Below are 20,555 nucleotides of genomic sequence, written 5' to 3' on the forward strand. Positions count from 1 at the left end.
TCAGCTCGGACCTGTGAAGAACTGCACCGGAAGCAGGCAATGACCGGAGGAGCCAGCCTGCTTAAAGATGAGCAGAATTATTAAATCAAACTAAAGTGAAGTCAATCTTGCCCACGCTCCAGGCGGACAAGATCGGGCTTTGTTTTTACCCCCCCATTTAAATATTCAGGCTGCGGCGCCCTGCATTTTCTGCACATCGCAGGAAATTGCTCATCATCTGTATCATTCGCCCCGTAGCAAGCAGGTCTGCCGCCAGTAGTAAGTCCGTTTTCACTATAAGGTCCATGAGATTGCGGTCATTCATGCCCGCCTGAATACTTTCATACAGCACTGACAGGTGCACCCAGTTGTTCGCAAACGTGTCCGTACAGAGATATTCACCTTCACAGAGTTGCCTCATCAGAAAGTCGACCTTGCTCTTCAGCTCGCCAATGCGTGAGAGCAGGTCTGACGGGACGTAAGATATCGCGTTGTCAGAGGCACTCATACTCGGAAGGTTTCCACTATTGCCCGAAGGGCGTGGGCCTGTGCGGAAAGTGACTGCGATGCCGTGGAGGATTCTTCCACCAGAGCGGCATTGTTTTGCGTCACGCCGTCCATCTGGCTTACCGCCACGCTGACTTGTGCTATTCCCTGCATCTGTTCGGCAGAGGACAGTGATATGTTGTCCATTGCGTCTGCCAGCTCCCCCACCATCCCGACAATTTTCAGAATACTTTCCCCTGTGCCCGTGGCAACGGTTACGCCATCTTCAACCTGGTTCACAGCCTGCTCAATCAGCGTTTTGATATCCCGGGCGGCGCTGGCACTGCGCTGTGCCAGCGTTCTGACCTCACCCGCGACTACGGCGAATCCCCGACCATCTTCTCCGGCCCGCGCAGCCTCCACAGCGGCATTCAGCGCCAGTATATTGGTCTGAAAGGCAATACTCTCAATGACGCCGGTAATATCACGTACTTTTCCGGCACTGAGAGATATTTTGTTCATGGTCTGTGACATGCGACTGACATCTTCCTCACCGGTCCGTGCCAGAATTGCGGTCGCCCGCGCTGTGTCGGCCGTCTGCCGGGCGCCCGCTGCGTTACTCTTAACCGTCGCGGTCAGTTGCTCCATGCTGGCGGCAGTTTCCTGCAGTGCGGCAGCCTGCTGCTCGGTCCGGGAAGACAGCTCAGTATTACCCTGAGAAATTTCGTCAGCTGCCGTGGCGACGGAGGATGACGAGTTCCTGATGTCAGAGACCAGACTGCGCAGACTTGCCTGCATGGCCGCCAGCGATGCCAGCAGGCTGGTTGTATCGTTTCGGTAAAGCGCGACCGGATAAGTCAGGTCGCCACCCGCTATGGCCGCAGCCAGAGCCTGTGCCTGAACAGGTTCACCGCCCAGCTGGCGCATCAACAGCCTCACGGTCAGGAAACAGGTCACTGCAGCCATCAGAACAGACAGCAGGGTAAGCCCCGAGAGAAGCGTGGCCGTCCGGGAGGTACTGGCGCTGTTTTCAGTGACGGTAGTACGGCTCAGCTGCATTTCAATATCGGTAAGTTCATCAAGTGCATCCATCAGCGCCTTCTGAGCAGGGCGGGCTGTGGTCATCAGATACACGGTCGCCTCCTGTTGACGATTTTCGAGCCCCAGCTTTCCTGCCGTCATCAGCGTGGAAAGTGCCGATGATTCAGAGGAGATCACGCGCTCCAGGGCAGATTTCCCATGAGCGGAAACATTTGAGGACATACTCTGCTCCAGCATTTTGCGCTTCTCGACATAAGCGTCACGCTGAGCCACCAGTCGCTGCCACTCGGGCTGCATTTCTACAGGGTCTGAAAGGAGTGCGAGGTTACGAACTGCAATAGCCATATCGCGGGCGCCGCCGCGCATGTCCAGCACCAGTGCAAATCGCTTCATCTTTACATCAACAGTATCGTTCATGCTGTCGCGGGCATGCCATAACGCCTGAATGGCGATACCCGTACAAATGATAAAAAGCAGAATAAGGCTGCCGAAGCCTACAGTCAGACGCGTTGAAATTTTCATCAAGTTTTCCATGAGTGATAAAAGTACTACGCTTTATCGGCCTGAGGGTTTATTCCATGAGGGTTGGAGTTAATTAAATTGAACACAATGTTATTTGCATTTAATCATCATACGAAAGCGAGGCTATACGAGCTAACCCCCGGGCTGTGGCCAAAAATTGCAGCCGAAGCGGTAGCCAGAAGCACGTCTAAAACAATCGCAGTATCAGTTTACGCCCCCGGTGAGGCACATAATATATATCGGCATAAGCGCAGCCGGGATCTTTCATTGACTGGAATCACTCTCAAACTCACTGATGGAAGTGGTTAAATCAAAGAACCATAACTTCTGCAGCAGAAGCTCTGCTAGTTGCCATCACCTGCCGCGGCAGGAGCGGGAGGTAATACTGCTGTCGTTCGTACCGGAGTGACAACTTTAGCGCGTTCATTGTCTTCCGGGCCAGAAGCGAGAATCCAGGTAAATGCATGGAACCCGCTGGATCAGCGAAGAAACCTGCAACATGACTCGGCTGAAGCCTCTTGAACCAGAGCTGCGCTGTGTCAAGTCAACTACCTGATTGACCCCCCAGTTGAATATGACCCATACCCTTAGACGTTTCACTGGCGGTAGCAGCTACCTACATGTTCACGAGTCGGGGGGGACGGAAAACGCGGCCAGATGCCCGGTATTGAGGGGGTGGACTCAGGGTCGCTACGGTTTACCGATTGCACGGCGCTGTGCAGGACAAAAAGAGGTTACCTGCATTTTCTCTGAAAAGGCCCGGCACCCATCGGCCCACACGAATGTTAAAGCACTCATGAGACACTGTCGGCGGCCGAAGATATGATGCAGAGAACTGATAAATCCGAATCACCACATATAGCCAGAAGCTTGCCCCGACCTGTTTTACGACTTCACCTTCATGCCTGGCAGAAAACCTTCGCGAAATTGCAGTTATGCTGGAAGTACGCAGCCCGTTTATTCGCTCTGCAGAACGGCATTACACCACTGGCAGCCGAGATGAACCATTAAAGGTTATCTCAGGAATATCCCGGTAGAGGCGGATGTTTACCCGCTAAACGTCGCGGTCTGGCTATCAGATGATCGGATCAACACATTCAGAGGTATTCATTCGAAGGCACCTGTAAAGCTGATCAGTCCCCACGCGTCAATCTGTTTAAGAGTCAGACAGGTATCATCAATGTCAGGGGGGTAAAGAGGGTTCTTACCGGCTCACCTCTGCCAGTTAAATGAATTTCAGAGGCCCCTTCGCCTGTGTTAAACACCCGCATGCAACGAAGGACATCGTTCCGGGAAATATTGCATCACCGACGCCGGGATAATTTACTATGCTGAAAAATCAGGCATTAGGCTAGCACTCTCCCTTGCGCCTACATGATTGTTATTTTTCAGTACAACATCAAAGATAAGGGACACTGTAAATCTGCCTCGGAAAGTAGAGGACCTGTTGAAATGTAAAGAAGAACGGGAAAATAATTTTTCAAATTACCTTAGCGAACCGACGTGAGGAAACGTCATTTACGTTAGCCTCAGTTCTTCCGCAAAGAGAATAAAACACCGAGGCTTCAACGTTGATGTTAACGAAAACAATATCATACCAGTGCACAATACAAAGCAATAATATATAAATAACATCAGGTGTTTATAATAATTAAAAATAATTCAATCCATTACCCTCATTATTTCATAGTCATTGATAGGGTGTTTTATTTAAACCCCCCTTCATTTGCTATGATTTTCATGTGGTGAACGCAACTCTTTGTCATTAACTCAGCGAGGTGTAAACGTGTTGTACAGCGAAGACATGACCGGTCACGCAGTTATTGGTGAAGCAGCAGTCAGACTTGCCCTGCGTGAACAGGAAATAACCGTCGATGCGCTCCTGACGGAACTGAACGTTATGCTGAAAAATGAAAAGCTCAGCCTCCGCCGCATCAGCGCCGCAATAGGATGGCTGCGCGACTTCCGGAGTATGGGCGCCCGCGATGGCACGGCAAAGGGCTGGATGCTCCCTGATGTCGACAGCCAGAGTGGCGGCGGCAAAGCCATCATCCGCCTTTATGCCGATGATGAAGATGAAATAAGATAACAACCTCCCGTGACAGCGAGCGCAGAGCGCCAGATCCTGCGTACTCTTTTAAAAACTGAGTACGAAACACACAGCCTGATTAACGAAGCGCATTCCTGCCTTGTCCGACCTATAATGTTCATACCGACAGGCATGCACTGCGGATGCAGCGTTATCGGTAATAAAATAATAACACACGTAACCATTTCCATCGCCGTCATCCGCTTCGGCAGGGACTTCCATAGCATGAAAAACACTAATTCGGTGACAATAATTCGCGCCAGGCTAAAGAACTGTGGCGATGCACTGGCGGCAGAGCGCCATGAGCTTGAGGCGGCAATCCGGGCGATTATTGCCTCGGGCGGGCAGTTGACCAATAAGACGATCATTATTGACGTCATCCATAAACTTGAACGCGAGCATGATGCGCAAAGACAGGCGGTGCTGCGCAACGTGCTGGAAATGGTTGTCAAACATACACCGGACGACGCCGGCGGACAGGCCTCGTGACGTCGGAACTGAGCTGAAGGGCTGTTTTCAGTTAATTTTAGCGACAAAGAGCCGGATAGCGCTGCTTCAGGCTTCGAGTAGGGACGTATCGGAGATAGACCCCTTCAGGTGCCATAGCGTGTCTATCAGTTCGTACGGGCTCACTGATTCGCCCCTGAGCAGTATCTGCCTGATGGCCAGCCCGATGACTTAGTGCGTCAGGTCGCTGGAATCTTGTCCGTTTTTCAGTTCCGCACCACTTATGAGCATAGACACATTATATGCTTAATAAGCGGTGTGTATAAATATGCAAAAAAACCGCCCGGAGGCGGTCAGATCAGCGGGATAGAGCCCCGGTCTGGCGGGATATCTCTGTCACCGCCAGGTACCTCGTCCTCGTGACCAGGCGCGGGCTCGTGGTCCGGAACCGGCGTGGCGTCGTCAGGCACAGGATGATCAGACATGCTATTTCCCCCCTTCTGCTTCGCATTATCGCTGTCCCTGGTGTCTTTTTAGTTGCCCGCGGGCAGTTTGCTTTGGTCGGCGTCTTTGCCATCCTTCACATTTTTATCGTTACGGTCAGTCATGGTTACCTCCGGTATCAGGTATCATTAAGTTTACATGAGTGACTGTACCCTTTGTTTATTATTATCCGATCTGTGACTTAAGCGTAAAAACACCGCCTCTAGCGGGTGGACATGCCGGGGTATCCCGCGCTTCGGACATGCTTTGTCCACGTAGAGCTGGCTGATGCAGGCCTCTACGCTCATACGCTGCAACTGAGTCTGATACATGTTCCGTTAACTGAGGGCCGAGCCCAGGAACTGACGTTCCGGGCGGCCTTCCAGGCATACGTTCCGTTCCGCGAGGAAGAGATGTTGCTGCAGCGTAACCCCAAGCAGGATGTGCAGAAAGAAATGCGGAAAATGGGTAAGCGTCTCATACAAATCGTCGTCCATTTGTATTCGTGTTACCTGCCATGGACACTTTCGCGAAAATGGACACTATCGGGGGGGCCTGATCCTTACGATGCCAATGACGCCGGAGCTGCTGCGGGCGCTGGTCAGCGAACTCAGGGAGGAGAGGCATGATTAGCTTTCCGGCTGACTCACGCATAAGCCTGGTCGCCGACGTGATGAATATGCGCTTCAGCTTCAACGAACTGGCGGCAAAATTGCAGAAGACGCTGCATGAGAAAACGGCGCACAAGCTGCATGACACTGAAGAACACCTGGGAGCCCTGCAGGGGGAGATGGCGAAAGTACTGGGTGAGCAGCATGACCCGGCACTGCCGCCGACCTAAACCGCCTCTCCGGCGTGCGGCGGCAACCTTAGCCCGCTGAGCTGCGACATGTCAGAGCAGCGGGAGGTTATCGAAACGTAGCGACCTGAGCTGGCCTGCTGTCTGTGTGACCATATCGGCTCAGGCGCCCTATGCTCTCAATGCTGCTTCGTCGCTCAGGCCTGCTGGCGCGCATCGTCCATCGTCAGGGCGTGGATCTGAGCCTGGCCGCGCAGGTACGCTGGTCCGGAGCGGTGAGTGAAGTGCTGGAGTCGCTGTACGACCTGTTGCGCCACTACGTACTTATGCCGGGCAAAGTGCACACCGACGTTACAATTTAATCACATGCTAAACGTCCGCACTTTTTTTTGACGATTTGAATTACCAGAAAAGTTAAGGCATTAATAGCACATCTATGGAGTCCAGAGGGAAAACTATGGAGATGGATGACTGGTGGTTTGGGTGGAAGGAGTTCACGCCCGAGCTGCCCTGCCCGGGCAAGGTTGTATTAATGGTTGGCGCGGGAATTTCGATAGCGTCCCCCACGCAACTCCCCGGAGGATACGATCTAACTGAAGCCCTGCTCGACCATTTATTAGACAACAAAGCGACTTCCGAAATAAAAAAGGTGTTTAGCCAATGTGAACAGTGGATGGGCCGAAGTCTGCCGCGCTTAGAGCATGTGCTTGATAAAGCGTTTGAACCTTCAACTATTGAAGGCGTCGAACGTAGCGGTTCTGCGCGGGAACTGCTGCGTATTTTTTCCCACCGTCCTCCGAATGCGAATCACCACCTGATTGCCGATTACCTTCTGAAGCACCGTGGTTGGTGTATTACCACCAATTTTGATGACTGTATCGAACAGGCGGGCCATCATCAAATCCCTGTGCACATTATTGACCCTGATACCAAAACTTTTGACATTCTGCACCGGGAATATGGCGAAGACTGGGGTCTCATCAAAGTGCACGGGACGATAGAACACGGCTGCTCTGGCCTTGGCGTAACACTTTCGGACCTGGAGCACGGGCTGCCAGAAGCTTTCAAAACGCAGCTCCAACAGGTTACAAATCAGGCCGATTTAATGGTGGTTGCAGGATACAGTGGCACTGATCATTTTGACATTAATCACTGGATCCGTGAGCGCTGGAATGGAGATCGTTCGACCCGGTTGGTGTGGATTGATCACCGTATTAAAGTAGAGGAAGAGTTCTGGCTGCTCGACGGGCAGGAAAGTCGCGAGCCGAAAGTCTATTGGCAGGGAGCCTTTGGCGGTATGAAGATTCAGTACGGGCCTACGCCAGAACTGCTTACTGCCCTACTTGGAATTCCCAGTAGAACACTGGCCGTTACTGGAGAAGGCAAAGATTGGTGGCGAACGGCTCTGGCTGAATATTATACTCCGACGGAGAAAGAAAAATACCTTACCGGTACACGCCTCGCCAGTTCTATGGGTCTTGGCCAACTAGCTGAGGAGCAGCTCCGCTATTTGAAACGTCAGCTGGAGAACGACAATTTGTTAGTGCCTTTTGAAGCTGAGATTTACTACTCCCGTGGGTTTATAGCTGGGGCGCTAATGATACAAAGCGATCAAAAAACCCCGCACGAAAAAATCAGAAAAGTGAATCGTACCGGTCTAATTCGCGCTAAAGGTAAACCTGCAAAGGCGCTATTATTTTATCTTGCACAGTGGTTTAAGAGCTCACGCAAACTCTCACTTGATGAACAAATAGACGCGTTTGCCTGTCTGCTGGATATCGCTGAACGGAGGCAAAAATGGCGGATCTGGCAAAGTAAACCTTTGCGACGTCTCGGCGAAAAAATATGCATCTTTTTCCATCAGTATTTCATGACACTTGAGAACAATAAGCTGCCTCTGTATCTGGATGGAAGAATACAAATGCAGTCCATTCGCGCGGGCACTCTGTTTTACGACGCAGAGGTTTTTCCCTTTGGAGAGATCTGGGATTTACTATACCGCGAGTATAGTCCTCCAATTTTTTTTACCCCGCATGGCCCGGCTATCCCTGGTTTCTATCTTACTGAACGCAGCACTGCCCGTGAAGAAGATCGCTTCGCAGACTTGGTGCTGGCGAATATTAATTACGTAAATATCCTGCTTTCCGCACTGCGGCGTCGCTGGCCAAAGGGCAGCAAAAGTGTGTTTAAGGAAAGGCAGCAGAGGGATGGATATTTGGATTCAGGAGACTATGTTGTTACATATATCGTGCAACTGTTGAACGAAAGTACCCAGTTAGTAAGCGCTCTGAATGCACCGCATTTGCAGATCCTCATAGCCAGAACGTGGATCAAGGCGGACAGCATTTTAGGGGGTATCGAATATTGGAAACAACAACGGCTTTATCTGGGTACTCCACGTTCACTAACGCCTTAAAGCGGACACCCTAAGTCTGACGTAACCAGTATGTCTTTTAATTCGCCGTTACCTTTGTTTTTAGCCAAAGCAAGCTGATGTTGGTCTGCTCCCCATTTCTAAAGAACATGGTGTAAAAATGCATTCGGAATTTCCGCTGTTTGTGCACTACGAACCTCACTCGCGCGACTATGCTTTGTGCCAAAGTGGATTCAACCCACTTAGAAAAAGGTTAATTAACCGGGCAGTTTGCCCATCCATTTGCTCATAAACTCTGACAAATTTCTGTGTTCTTCAGTCAGCCTGCAATCCCTTTCAGCGTAACCGATGCACCGCCGCAAACAATCACAAGGACATTATCAGCAGGGTTAAAACTGATTTTGCGATCGTACAAAAGTGAGAGTGACACACCGCATGCCGGCTCAGTGAGCACTCGATGGTCATCAAGAAAGCGCCGACAGGCATTCAGCGCTTCATGATCAGAAACCAACACACTCCTGACATCCAGTCGGCTGGCGACGTTAAAAGCGTTTTCACATACCTGGCTTGCAGCCAGCGTCGTTGCTATACCGCTGACCTTATCAAGGCGCACCAGCTTGCCCGCGTTAAGCGAAGCGTTAAATGAGGCCGTACCCGGGGTTTCAACGGCGTAGACGGGAATATGGTCAGACTGGTGTTTCTCCAGCCCCTGAGCGATACCGGACAGCATACTTCCGCCCCCAACGGAAAGTATAACCGCATCAGGTTTTAACCCGTCGCTAATAACTTCATCCACGATTGTGCTGATACCTTCCCATAAAAGTGGATGATCAAATGGGTGCAGATAGATCACTTCATCCGTCGCCAGTGACCGGGCATAATCATTCGCCTCACTCCATACTTTCCCGTGCACAATAAGCCTGGCACCCTCCTGCTCAATAAGCTGTTTTGCCCTGGCAGGCGTGCTTTCCGGCACAACGACAGTAATCGGCAGCCCCAGTTTGCGGCCGCTATGTGCCACCGCTATTCCTGCATTTCCTCCGGAGGAACTAATAAATGCTGTTGCGCCTCTTTCCGCATAGTAGCGACAAATTTTTGCTGCGCTCCTGAGCTTAAACGATCCCGTAGGCTGGGAAGATTCCATTTTAAGCCAGACATTACACCCGCCATGATGACTTAATGGCAGAGAATGAATGAGGGGAGTCCGGATAGCTATTTTCATGAGTTTGATCCTTATGATTTCTCACGCTAATAAAGGGAAAACGTGCAGGCTGAGGTACACATACATCATAAGGGGTATAAGCCTGAAGGAGTGGATACAATAGATAATGAAAGCACCGGTTACAGTTCAGTTTTGACAAGGTAAATGTGCGCCGTGCTCGCTCATTACGAACATCTGTTTGCGTGTCGTTCCGCTCTGTGCCAAATATGGAAGTAGTTAATATCAGTTTGTGTGGGTCAACGAGGAGCAGATCAACTCTGTTCTGCCTATTAGACAAGCTGGATGAAGCGACCTGAGTCGCTTCATTCGGGAGCCTCCATGCCGCCGTACTTCTTGAGCCAGGTGTTAAAGGTGGCGTCTGAAATAGCATGCTTGAGACAGAATTCCCGGGCGGAGATCACGGCTTCGGCTTCGCGGAGGATACTGATGATCTGTTCGTCGGCAAATCACTGATTCATGCGGATGTTCACATGAAACTTATGAAGACATTGCTGACATCGCGGTGTATTTATCAATGGGGAGCAGGTCAATACCTGTATGTGACGCTTACGAAATTTGCCACGGATCATTGCAAGGAGGACTTCATCAACCGCTAACGGCGGCTCCTGTACCTGTGGCTTCGCAGCGACCTCAGAAGCAATGCCGATGAACGGCTTGCACGCTTACACCGATGCATGTCCGTGTCGGACGCTGGAGCATCCTCCTGTTCCTTGGCCCATCAACGTGAACGATGAGACTGAAATCGGGATGCAACCCATAAGGCTGACCTCCCATGGATTACACCTAAAGGCCGCGGCGTAGTGTCAGCACATGGCACACCTAGGCTATGAACATCATCTGATGTGATGTGGCAACGGCATCAGCACTGCGGGCAGGAGAGTCCTGTGATATTGACCGTCCCCGCTTCCGGTCTGAAGGCCGTTTCTCCGGAGCGATACGCGCCTTAAGCATGTGTTCTGACGGTACAAAGTATGGCCCGGTGGAAGAACACCGGATCTAAAGCCTGGCATAAGATGCTTTTTAGCGCCAGCAGCGGACAGTCACTCTATTGGAGATGGTCATTTGCAGATAACGTATCGCTTAAATTTTCAGTACAAATTTCCCGGTGATGTTTCTGTCGGCAAAAGGAGACTTTATGGGAATCAGTGGAGATTTCACGCATCAAAACATGCGACCGGTTACTGATAAAAAGTGACTGCATAATTCCGGGGCACATCGCATATCCACTCAATCCGGCCGCAATATGTTTGCTCAATACGAAGCGCGCCACCTCCAGCGCTGTTGTGCTCAGAACCGCTGTCCTTCAGGACGACAGCACCTGCGGCGTGCGCGGCGTCAGCTGGACAGAGTTCCCGCAGATCGCGGTGTAAACTCCTGGCAGAGGGCTGGCTTACAGGGAAATATACACCGGAAGTGACGGATTACCGGCCGGCCCGTGAAGTTGCAGAATCATCCCCTGTCCTGTGCAAGGTTCAACTGCGTAACTCGGCGACTTTCTGACATTCCGTGGTTGCCCGGAGGATCCTGCCGGGGCAAGTGCCCGTATAGTGCTAAGCTCTTTGAGCTGGCAGGGAAAGGCATAATACTTTAATGACTCCTTTGCGCCCTTTAGCTCCCGCTAAGGTTTTTTTCTTATCACGGCTTCTCTGTGCCAGACGGGGTCATGCTGTTAGCCCGCTGCACGGTCATAGCAGTGTCACCAGATGCACACCGCGAAGGCATCAGCCGTTCGCCTGAATATTCCAGTCAGGTATGATGACTGAGTTTACGACCCGTCAGCCAGATGCGAAATGGTGCATTCCCGGCTCCGTTACGCGCCTCGGCATAACGGGTACGTAAGACTGAAACTGCCATGAGAAGCCCTCGACGCAGGAGGTATGGCAGGAAGGATGCCGGCACGGGCTACAGTTTATTTACCCCTGGTGAATAGGGAGAAGATAATCCCATACCGGCACCGTTTAATTTAGCACATCGGCGTTCCGCTGCCACCGACCGGTGCGGCAGCATCTGATTCAGCCCGCATCCAGATGGCCTGCCGGGTAAGCCAGAACCCGGGTGAGTGAAACACGATCCCCAGCTGCTCTGCCAGAGTCTGCGTCACTGGCAGACGACCCGCCAGAAAAGCCCAGGCGATATCACTTTCCAGCCCGCTACGGTCACAAAGCTGCGTCACGGAAATCTCGTATTCAGTCAGAAGATAAGCGAGAAAGCGTGCGGGAGAGGTGTGGCCATCCATAGTTTACCTCGGGAGGTTAAAGTGGAGTTTCATCCAGATTAAGCTGTCCGTCAGATGTGTCATAGCAGACCTGTGCCAAGAGCGGACATCACGAATTCAGCACAAACTGTAACGTAAGTCTGACGGGAGTCAACTTGCAAACTGAGTAATTAATAATATAACTGGCTAAGGAAATCACTCGGGAGTGCCTAATGCGACTTGAAACTGAACGGCTTCTGTTGAGGCCAGTAAGAGAATGTGACCTGATTGACTTGTTTAGAATTTATGGAGACCCGGCAACAAATACATTTAACCCCGCGGGCCCTTATCCGGACATTGATCATGCCAGAAATGTGCTGAAACATTGGTTAAGGCACTGGACTAATTATGGATTCGGATGCTGGGCCATTGCTGAGAAACTCACGCCTTCATCCATTATAGGTTTTGGGGGGCTGACTCTTCGAAGCTTAGAGTTCTTTACTGTGAATAATCTCGGCTACAGGTTAGAGACCGCTGTATGGGGAAAAGGTTATGCAACTGAATTTGCCAGGTTTTCTGTGGACTATGGATTCAGACACCTGGATCTGCAGGAAATTTCAGCTACTGTCAGAGCGCATCATCTTTCGTCGCAAGGTGTGCTGAAAAAGTCCGGTCTCCGCTTTATCAGAGAAATTCACGACGTAGAAAATGCTTCGCCTAGCCTATTGTACTCCATTAAGAAAAATGAATGGCTGGGAAACTCATGTTCGTTACAAGCTGTAGACCGTATACAAGGCTAGTAAATTTTTTGATTATCGAGTTTAGATTAAAAGGTATGAGTGGAGAAAAAAACGCAGGTCGGCCTTAAGTCAGGCCTGCGTGAAAGTCTGTTACTATATTGTTATGGCGAATTCTTCAGCTCCTACAGAATCTCTTCTGAAGCAAACTTGATGCGTTTGGGCTTCGAGTAAAAAATGCCCGCCGTCAGGGCGGGCTAAAACACACACAGATATGAAATTCGCGACAGAAGATATCGCACCACAACTTTAGCATCCTGCTAATGATTTTCCACGAAATTAATTTAACCATAAGAATTCTCAGTGAAATTATATTCAACGATACTATTCATTTTCAGGATAACTTTCTTAAAAACGGCTATTCCTGTGCGGGATGAAGTTAAAGTGGGGATGACTGTAGCCTGCTGCTCTAGCATTTTAAAAAAATGAAGGCATGTGAGAAAAGATATAACATATTGATATTATTGATTTTAAAAGAACATCCGTAATGGATGTTCTTTAAGTCACGAGATGTCCCTGTAAGCTTTATTGGGTCTTTGACTCAAAAAATCCCCGAGCTTGTACCAGGGTGAAATAAATTAACCATTTATATTTTTCAGATTCCAATTTTCTAATCATTAGCATAAAATATGCCCACCATAAGGTATGGTCAACCAGTGAGGGTTAAAAAATTATTGAATATGCATCATGTGAATGGGCGGTTAATTTAATTAAGTGAGAGAGACATATCGTTATGATTTTGCTAGACGAAGACAAATACACCATATTTTACAATAGGTTAGATCTGACAAATGAAAACCCTCTGCTATCCCGTGCATACTTAATTCAGACTCAGGAAATTATTGAGTTACTGTCTGATTTTAATCAAAAAGTTCAAAATAAGCCGCTACCTGATATCGATAGGTTAAGAAAAATAGCAGAACTCGCATGCTGTGTTTGGGATCTTCGCATTCAGGCACTCCCCCATCAAACACAACCATCAGAGGAGCGAAGAATAATGGATAGTCACAAGCTAAGAAGTATGGCTAAAACGATAGGTCTGGATTGAGTGTACAGCTGAAATACTCCGTGTTGTCTCACAGTGATGTTGGTCAGGACCATTATCCGGGAACAGAAAATGTGTGAATGAAGCTTACATGGGTATACTATTACGCTTCGACACCGTATTCGTATAAGCGCCATGTATTGACTCTAACTGGAGGTACCTCCATGTACCATGTTGTCGACGATGACGGATTGACAGATATCATTATTGGCGAGGCTGTAATGTATATCCTTGATGGTAAAATGCCCATTACCCGGGCTGCACTGTTGCTACAACTTGAGAGCATTTTGATGACTGAAAATGATGCCAGAAGAAAGCAGGCAACATTTTCCGCCATTTCTCTGGTGAAGGATTCCCTTTCTGGTAGCCCCCCCATAAGATCTGCCGATAAAAAGGATTTTCTGAGGCCAGAACATCCTAACCCAGCGACTCGGCACTAATATTATCTGTATCATCATTGATTTATTAAATGTGGCGACATGAGGTATTGAGAAAAATGCACCAGAAAAGTAATGAGCAAGACATGCTTAGACAGTTCAATATGGAATGCCAGTCATCTTTCCCTGAAAGAGAGTTGCTTAACAGTATTGCCTTGCAGCTCATAAACAAAGGAAGTCGTGTAACTCATAAAAGCCTGATCCTTCAGATATTGACTGAGCTGGAACTTGAAAAGGACAACAAAAAAAGGACTTACTTAGAAGTACACTCGAGATGGTGGTGGGTGGTACCCCAGATGATGAAGGTTTTTAACCGGCTTCTTTTGGTAAACCTGGAAGAATTTATTGGTAAAACGACGATGGTTCAGTGCAACTTTGCGGACATGTGACGTATGGCCAGTTGGCATAACTCGCGTGTGCTAAGGTCACTGGTACGTATGCTCAGGGAGTATAAGCCATAGATAATATCCTGTACCTGAACCGATTGTCCTTGCTGCAGTAGCTCCGTCGTTACCTTACCAATTATTTGATCCATGTGCAGATCTCGTTTATTCAAAGACACACTGTCTCCTGAATCTAGGATGTAACATTATTATAACACCCCTCCCTTAAAAAACCTGGCAAACCACGCCACTCGATACCCTCCATAAATGCCAGCCCTTATAATCCTGTCAGCGACATGAACATGTCCCATTGTTTCTAGCATTTTCTTTCATTATAGAAAATTGCTTAAGAAAAATTATTGTCTATTACGGCTTGAAACAGGAGTTAACCAGCAACCGACGACAGTACTGTGTCGCAGAAGCGAGTATGCGATGTATACTCTCCATGTGCAGAAAATCCGTTGAATGTCTATGTGTAAAGTGCTTCCTTAACTTCACGGTGTTATATTTCTATGAGAAGAGCGTAACAGCATTTCTATGTTAAATTTTCGGGCTTCGTTAGTATGAATCTGATTACCAACCACAGCAGATAAATACCCAACAGTAATTGTATCGTCCGGACTGACCATCCAGGATAGCGACATGCATGGCGTTCACGCTCATCAGCCTCCGCGATGACCGGATCGGCATTCTGTTTTCTTTTTTTCGGTCTTAAATCTAGCCAGATAGACACCATCCCGGCTAATCCTGCGAAAATTTTCAGCATTATGAGCTCAGCCATATCTGGCCCCCTCCTTACTTAAGGAAAAAACCAGTCCAGTACGGCGATCAGCCCCACTATCAGCGCCACTAAAGCCGCTCCAGTTGAAAATGGGGGTTCGCTGGCCTGCTCCTCGTTACGGATGTCATGGAATCGGGCCAGCGCGCAATGAGCATTCGGGGCGTTTAATTCTTGAGACTGCTTTGAGTATCCCCATTCCCGGAGAAAGGCGGCACCACCTTTATCGTTCCCCTCCAGGGCGTTGACATGATTGCCCTTTTTAAAAAAACAGTAATCTGGCATGGCTTTCTCCTGAAACACTGTGGCATTCAGCAATAACATAGCCGAACATTGCCGGTATCGTACAGATAAGCCTGACGTTAATGTGTCAGACTGTTGTCAATGTGACCTGCCTCCGGTATCAGATACAATCGTCAGTTAGTCATGTTGGATCCTTCATTCTCTGAATTATCCTTTCTCCAGCCCGCTGCAAATTCAGACGGCGTCAGATAATTCAGTATCGAGTGTGGCCGACACTCATTACAATCTGTACGCCATTCACTGAGGGTTTTTCTGGCATGGCTGACATCACTGAACCAGTGCTCATTCAGGCACTCATCGCGAAAGCGTCCGTTAAAACTCTCAATAAATCCATTCTACGTTGGCTGATACGCAACCCTGCTCAACAGCCCACTGATCGAGTGCACGGCAGGTAAAATCCGGATCCTAATCGGTTCTTATCGTCGCCGGATAACTACGAAACAGCGCACTGCTGTCCAGAAAACGCGTTACCTGAGCGCGTGAAATGCCGAAAGCGGTGGTGTTCTTCAGGCATTCCTTCGTGAAATCATCCACTTAATCCGGAGACCGCTGGCAAGTGCATCCCTGACCAGTTTTCTATCGACGAGGTCAGGTTCGGCGCATCCGGGCGCAGAAGCTGCCAGATACGCCGTTAACCAACGCGTCGGCGTTCAAGCGCCATCTCATTGATACGTCCAGAAAACTGTAAATCAGCAGCCGGACGCCGGGCCGCATTACGGTGGTGGCTTCTTGAGACGGGTGTTCTCCTCTTAAAGTGACCTGAGCCGCTTCACTTCGGGAGCATCCATGTCGCCGGACTTCTTGCACCAGGCGTAAAAGATGGCGTCTGAAACAGCATGCTTGAGGCAGAATTCCCGGGCGGAAATCCCGGCTTCTCGAAGGACACTGATGATCTGTCCGTCGGCAAATCGCTTCTTCATGGGGATGCTCTAATGTGACTTATGAAGAAATTACTGACATCGCGGTGTGTTAATTAATGGGGAGCAGGTCACTGCTTCAATAGCTAAATCAAGAAACGAAAGCGTCTGTTGCTTTTGGTAAAATTTTATGATGACTACGAAAATTCGGTAATTATTTCAGTTCATCAAGCCGGTTTTCAAGACCGGATTGTTCAGCGTGAAGAGAAACCATACATACATTTATATGAGATTTTCGTCTCTGAAATGGTGTCTCTTTGAAGGGGATACCTCATTCGAAGAATAATAGCTAACTCAGGACACTATCTGTTTCAGATTCAATGTGCGTTTATCCAATAGCAGGCCATCAGCTAAGTCTGAGCTGGTACAGCTCTGCGTGAAGATTATGACCGTCTGTATGTGTCACTTACTTTTATGAGTGAATTCATCTCGCTGATTCAGTGCTTCGTCATAGTGCGTGGAGGGCAATACCGCCGCCCGCGCTATTAACTCCCGCGACCTGGAACCTTTTTGAATTACGTGACACATCGGTTCTGGACTGTTTCTCTGTTCGCTATCCATAACTTACATTGAACATGCAGGAGCGCTATCCTTAAGGTTCCGGGTGCAATGATAGGAACAAAATGGATAAAGGTAATCTCAACATCAGTCATCTTGCGTGGTGCGCGCTGGTCGCCCTCCACACGGCTCGCCAGGATGGCCAGGCTAACTCGCCCGCTCAGGACAACCTGTTTCTGACCCGCTGGTTCGCGTTGGCGGAGAAACAGCGTCGGTTTACCCGCGAGTTAGCCAGCGACATCAGTTGGCTACTGAGGGAAGGCCGCGAGAAAGGCCTTCGCGCTGATCTGCCGGGCAAGCTGGAATACCTGTGGCGTGCAGGTAACGGCAGCCTTCTGGATCAGAATGACCTGTTTCGTCTGCAGCACGCCCTTCATGCGGTAAAGATGAGCGGCTGGATTTACATGGTCCTGGCCGGCAGTGAGTGGTGTGGACGGCGCCAGCTGCGTCTAAGCTCATCGGTATCCGGCGTGTATCTCTGCCGCAGTGCGCTGGACAACGGGTTTAATGAAAATGGACAACAAATAATACCATTATCGGCGCGCCTCACCGGTGATCTGCCAGCGCTGGACGCCATACTTAAGCGTTCGGGCTGGCGTCGGGTGCCAGTTAAGGGTGAGGATGCGTTACTGCACCAGTTGCTGGCAATAGATTTTAACGATGCGTGAAGACTAACTGAGTCTGGTGCGCGCGCATCGAGAAACTGGCATGCGCACCTTTCACTGAGTGGTGCCTCACAGCACAAGCCTTATTTAAGGTCGAACTCAGTCGGACTTTACCCAGGTTGCCGCGGAGCTGGTTCAGGGATGGCTGCTAGAATTTCCGGCATAACGTCGTTGCCACTGGAGATCTGTTTTTAGATTGGTATGCGTAAAACTGAGGCATATCAGGTATATCACCAGGACACATTCGTCAGATAATAAGAAGTCTTGTGTAGAGGCCAGCCCGATGTAATAACCGTTTAGACAGTATGGGGAAACTGACAGATATACTTTGATATACGCCGGGCATCAGAGGGAGGAGAAAACAGGTATCCCTGAAACATCCAGACTCCCCTGTCCCGCATATAGTTAAGCTGAGCGGGGGTTTCAATACCTTCCGCGATCACGGGAATAGCCGTGGTTGCGGAAATATGCAGCACGCTTTCCAGGAGCGCTTCCCTCACTCCTCCTGCCATACTGTAGCCCGTGAAATCCTTATCTATTTTCAGGTAATCGGGATTCAGTTGAGTGATGCTGGAAAGATTAGAGTAACCTGTTCCGAAATCGTCTATGGCGATGCGCACGCCCGCTTCCCGTAACAGGGCTAATTTTTCAGATAGCTGCACCGTCAGGCTGAAGCTTTGACGTTCGGTAATCTCAGCAAGCACCTCCAGATTATTTTTACGCGCGTGTTCAGTGAATTTCAGCAATTCATTAAAGGCATGTGGGCATTCCATAATGTCAGAAGTGATGTTCACAGCAAGATAGAGCCCCCTGTCGGAAAAATAGGTGAAGTCATCCCTCACCTTCTTCAGTAGCTGCGAAGTCAGATCCTTGATCATGCCACTTTGCTCAGCAAGAGGAATAAACAGCGCTGGCGGCGTTCCATGACCTGTTTTGCTGACACAGCGCATAAGAATTTCCACCCCGGCAACTTTGTTATCCCTGGTGCTGATAACGGGCTGATATACCGGGTAAAAACTTTTTTGTGCAGATAGTATCTTAAAACAAACCGCGGCGTATTTATCAGTCCAGTACTGACATAGGTCAGCCAGCCTACAAGTAAACTGACGGCCAAAATAAAGAAAATGACTGCACGGCTCTTTAAAATAAGCTTCTGAATGTTTATGGATTCAGATGATACAAGTACAAAAGGATAGTGTGTGTTTTCCCAGACATACCCCTGAGGGCTCAGCTCCATAAAATCCTGCAGGGGATAAAAGGCGGCATCAGGGGAAATATACCGCAATGCATCACGAACAAAGAAACCATTGATTGCCACGCCGGTGAGATAGGAGGGTGAGCTGAAGTACACCATGTAAAAAATGTAGCCGTCCTCCTGTTTCATCGTCGTATAAAAGGGAACGCGGCTTTCAGAATAGGAGATTGGCCTTAACGGCAGACTCCCTTCTAGTGAGGAGCATCCTGTACTGTTTCTCGAATAAACATTAATGGAACGTATGTGAGGATTGACCGCAACAATGTGGCGTAGCCGCCGGAGTGTTTTGTCCGTGCACAGCTGACCTGCAAGAGGATCCAGAGAGCGGCTGGCGGTTTCTGCCTCACGGTAAAGCGAGGAAACGTAGTCGCTGGCCCGCTGATTTTTAAGTTCTCTCTCCTCAGTATCCGCATTAATGGCATAGCTCAGGACGGTCATAACTCCGGCGCAGAACAGAACCAGCGTTGTCAGGATGGCTGTGAACACGCGGGCGTACGTCCGTATAATTGTGAGAAATTCGTTGTCTGAGTTCATCCCTTCAGATCCAAGTCCTGTTAATAAAGAACATATTTTAACTCGGCAGCCAGCCTTTACCTGCAAATTTCAGGCTGAAGCGCTGGCACGGTGAAGAACATGCGCGGCTCTGAATCTAAGGAATTTTCTTTACACACGTTTCGCTCTGGATGACAAGCCTGAAGGGAATAAGCCCGAAATTGATTGAGCAAAGCAATTGATGTACTTCCGTCATTCATCGACGAATGCATTCCATGCCCGTAAATTCATCTCCTAATCCCGCGTCAAAACGTGAACCGTCATCCCGTAATTTTACCGCTTCGCATGCAAACATTTTGAGCCAGGCTATCCTCATACTGTCGCTTCTACTTCCCTGTACTAACGACAAACTCCGATTGATCATGATTCGCACTCTTTGTGCAAGCCCGGACACCACCACTGCCGGGCTTTTATTTTTGTACTTATCACTTCAAATCAGTACCAAATCTTCTAATCATTACAGTAAATACTTATCATCGATCATTTTATGATCAGGTGGTATTTTGTTGCTATTATAGCGACGTACACATATACACACAGCAAGCGTTATGGGTATGAGATGAATTTCCCATTGAACGAATTTATGCCTGTTGAACACAGGCTTTTTGTGTAAGCCAGCTATAGATTTCTCTGATTAGCTTTGTGCTGGCTCAAAAGGTCAAGAACAACATCTACTGCGAGATGATAATCATCGCCTGCAAAATTATTTCTGACCACCTCTGTCAAAGATTCCTTCGTGAGCTCTTTCTGCCCTTCAAGTATCAGCATTAGCGCATGCCCCAACACCCCAATTACACGGGAATGTAGATTTTCAAAGTACTTTGCGTCTTGCATAACACACCCCTTGAGTAAGAATCATCTCATTCAGTTTATAACAACCAATGAAAACCGGAGTGTTAGTTCAGCTCGTAAGCAAAAACTCAAAAATAGACTAATATTTACGGATCCTGACGGCTTAACAGCCGTTGAGGTGATGCTCTTACTCTTAGTGGAAATGTTTGGCACAGGATTGTGGCCAGCCCGGGTGATTGGATTTCCCCGGGCTTTTATTTGTGAAATTTATAATGGCGAATCATCCTCCTCCCCGCCGTGCGTGGCCACATCCTCTCAGGCACGATCACTGAGCCATTCATCTACCTGTCAGACCATCATCAGTGATGATTTAACGCGATTGTACCCATTAATACTTGCTTGAAAAATTCAGACGATCTCTAGCTGCAGCCTGATGT

General features: G+C 49.0%; 17 protein-coding genes and 3 pseudogenes. 9 read left to right on the top strand and 11 right to left on the bottom strand.

The window, feature by feature from the left end; genetic code table 11:
- Positions 1–157: 157 nt before the first annotated feature.
- Positions 158–487: a hypothetical protein gene (locus HA45_RS12835; protein WP_100702911.1), complete on the bottom strand. Its 330-nt coding sequence runs from the start codon at positions 485–487 to the stop codon at positions 158–160.
- The gene (locus tag HA45_RS12840) at positions 484–2,028 is read right to left on the bottom strand and encodes a methyl-accepting chemotaxis protein (RefSeq protein WP_100702912.1); all 1,545 of its coding nucleotides are present in this window, start codon (positions 2,026–2,028) and stop codon (positions 484–486) included. Before HA45_RS12840 ends, HA45_RS12835 begins: the two co-directional genes overlap by 4 nt.
- A gap of 1,786 nt (positions 2,029–3,814) precedes the next feature.
- Between HA45_RS12840 and HA45_RS12850 the strand changes: the two genes are divergently transcribed.
- Together HA45_RS12850 and HA45_RS12855 are read left to right on the top strand one after the other, a co-directional pair.
- Positions 3,815–4,117, top strand: coding sequence for a hypothetical protein (locus tag HA45_RS12850; protein WP_100702914.1), 303 nt, complete (start codon positions 3,815–3,817; stop codon positions 4,115–4,117).
- A gap of 225 nt (positions 4,118–4,342) precedes the next feature.
- Positions 4,343–4,606, top strand: a complete 264-nt coding sequence (locus HA45_RS12855) for a biofilm development regulator YmgB/AriR family protein (protein WP_100702915.1) — start codon at positions 4,343–4,345, stop codon at positions 4,604–4,606.
- Between the two features lie 779 nt (positions 4,607–5,385).
- Here the strand turns inward: HA45_RS12855 and HA45_RS27310 are convergent.
- Positions 5,386–5,544: a hypothetical protein gene (locus tag HA45_RS27310; protein ID WP_157811643.1), complete on the bottom strand. Its 159-nt coding sequence runs from the start codon at positions 5,542–5,544 to the stop codon at positions 5,386–5,388.
- A gap of 278 nt (positions 5,545–5,822) precedes the next feature.
- Here HA45_RS27310 and HA45_RS12860 point away from each other — a divergent pair.
- Positions 5,823–6,196, top strand: a pseudogene (locus HA45_RS12860) (IS66 family transposase); the annotation flags it as partial.
- 107 nt (positions 6,197–6,303) lie between these two features.
- Positions 6,304–8,262 (top strand): SIR2 family protein, encoded by a 1,959-nt coding sequence (locus HA45_RS12865; protein ID WP_100702917.1) that lies wholly within the window; start codon positions 6,304–6,306, stop codon positions 8,260–8,262.
- Between the two features lie 277 nt (positions 8,263–8,539).
- Here the strand turns inward: HA45_RS12865 and HA45_RS12870 are convergent, their stop codons facing one another.
- Both HA45_RS12870 and HA45_RS12875 read right to left on the bottom strand, forming a co-directional pair.
- Positions 8,540–9,442: a pyridoxal-phosphate dependent enzyme gene (locus HA45_RS12870; protein WP_100702918.1), complete on the bottom strand. Its 903-nt coding sequence runs from the start codon at positions 9,440–9,442 to the stop codon at positions 8,540–8,542.
- 285 nt (positions 9,443–9,727) lie between these two features.
- Positions 9,728–9,873 (bottom strand): annotated as a pseudogene (locus tag HA45_RS12875) (transposase); the annotation flags it as partial.
- Between HA45_RS12875 and HA45_RS28200 the strand changes: the two are divergent.
- Complete coding sequence (locus HA45_RS28200; RefSeq protein ID WP_240629248.1) at positions 9,811–10,038, top strand: hypothetical protein; 228 nt, start codon at positions 9,811–9,813, stop codon at positions 10,036–10,038. The pseudogene HA45_RS12875 and the gene HA45_RS28200 overlap by 63 nt on opposite strands.
- A gap of 1,367 nt (positions 10,039–11,405) precedes the next feature.
- On the opposite strand, the gene HA45_RS12880 is transcribed toward HA45_RS28200, so the two are convergent.
- The gene (locus HA45_RS12880) at positions 11,406–11,678 is read right to left on the bottom strand and encodes an XRE family transcriptional regulator (RefSeq protein ID WP_100702919.1); all 273 of its coding nucleotides are present in this window, start codon (positions 11,676–11,678) and stop codon (positions 11,406–11,408) included.
- 191 nt (positions 11,679–11,869) lie between these two features.
- Here HA45_RS12880 and HA45_RS12885 point away from each other — a divergent pair, with 191 nt between their 5' ends.
- The 3 genes from HA45_RS12885 (at position 11,870) to HA45_RS29335 (ending at position 14,304) form a co-directional block, all read left to right on the top strand.
- On the top strand, positions 11,870–12,436 hold the full coding sequence (locus HA45_RS12885) for a GNAT family N-acetyltransferase (RefSeq protein ID WP_100702920.1): 567 nt from the start codon (positions 11,870–11,872) through the stop codon (positions 12,434–12,436).
- Between the two features lie 1,206 nt (positions 12,437–13,642).
- Positions 13,643–13,918, top strand: a complete 276-nt coding sequence (locus HA45_RS12890; RefSeq protein ID WP_100702922.1) for a hypothetical protein — start codon at positions 13,643–13,645, stop codon at positions 13,916–13,918.
- Positions 13,919–13,974: 56 nt separating this feature from the next.
- The gene (locus tag HA45_RS29335) at positions 13,975–14,304 is read left to right on the top strand and encodes a biofilm development regulator YmgB/AriR family protein (protein ID WP_158087316.1); all 330 of its coding nucleotides are present in this window, start codon (positions 13,975–13,977) and stop codon (positions 14,302–14,304) included.
- A 793-nt stretch (positions 14,305–15,097) separates the two neighbouring features.
- Here HA45_RS29335 and HA45_RS12900 read toward each other — a convergent pair.
- Both HA45_RS12900 and HA45_RS12905 read right to left on the bottom strand, forming a co-directional pair.
- Positions 15,098–15,400, bottom strand: coding sequence for a hypothetical protein (locus HA45_RS12900; RefSeq protein WP_240629249.1), 303 nt, complete (start codon positions 15,398–15,400; stop codon positions 15,098–15,100).
- A 92-nt stretch (positions 15,401–15,492) separates the two neighbouring features.
- A pseudogene (locus HA45_RS12905) lies at positions 15,493–16,299 on the bottom strand (integrase core domain-containing protein).
- A 620-nt stretch (positions 16,300–16,919) separates the two neighbouring features.
- On the opposite strand from HA45_RS12905, the gene HA45_RS12910 reads away from it, so the two are divergent.
- On the top strand, positions 16,920–17,522 hold the full coding sequence (locus HA45_RS12910; RefSeq protein WP_100702926.1) for a DUF2913 family protein: 603 nt from the start codon (positions 16,920–16,922) through the stop codon (positions 17,520–17,522).
- 293 nt (positions 17,523–17,815) lie between these two features.
- Here the strand turns inward: HA45_RS12910 and HA45_RS12915 are convergent, their stop codons facing one another.
- The 3 genes from HA45_RS12915 to HA45_RS12925 form a co-directional block, all read right to left on the bottom strand.
- Entirely contained in the window at positions 17,816–18,511 is a 696-nt protein-coding gene (locus HA45_RS12915) for an EAL domain-containing protein (RefSeq protein WP_244563446.1), read from the bottom strand.
- The gene (locus HA45_RS12920; protein ID WP_158087317.1) at positions 18,394–19,260 is read right to left on the bottom strand and encodes a CSS-motif domain-containing protein; all 867 of its coding nucleotides are present in this window, start codon (positions 19,258–19,260) and stop codon (positions 18,394–18,396) included. The genes HA45_RS12915 and HA45_RS12920 overlap by 118 nt, the downstream gene beginning before the upstream one ends.
- 684 nt (positions 19,261–19,944) lie before the next feature.
- Positions 19,945–20,160, bottom strand: a complete 216-nt coding sequence (locus HA45_RS12925; protein ID WP_100702928.1) for a hypothetical protein — start codon at positions 20,158–20,160, stop codon at positions 19,945–19,947.
- Positions 20,161–20,555 lie beyond the last annotated feature (395 nt).

This window comes from Pantoea rodasii, from assembly GCF_002095465.1.
GTDB classification, from domain to species: Bacteria; Pseudomonadota; Gammaproteobacteria; order Enterobacterales; family Enterobacteriaceae; genus Pantoea; species Pantoea rodasii.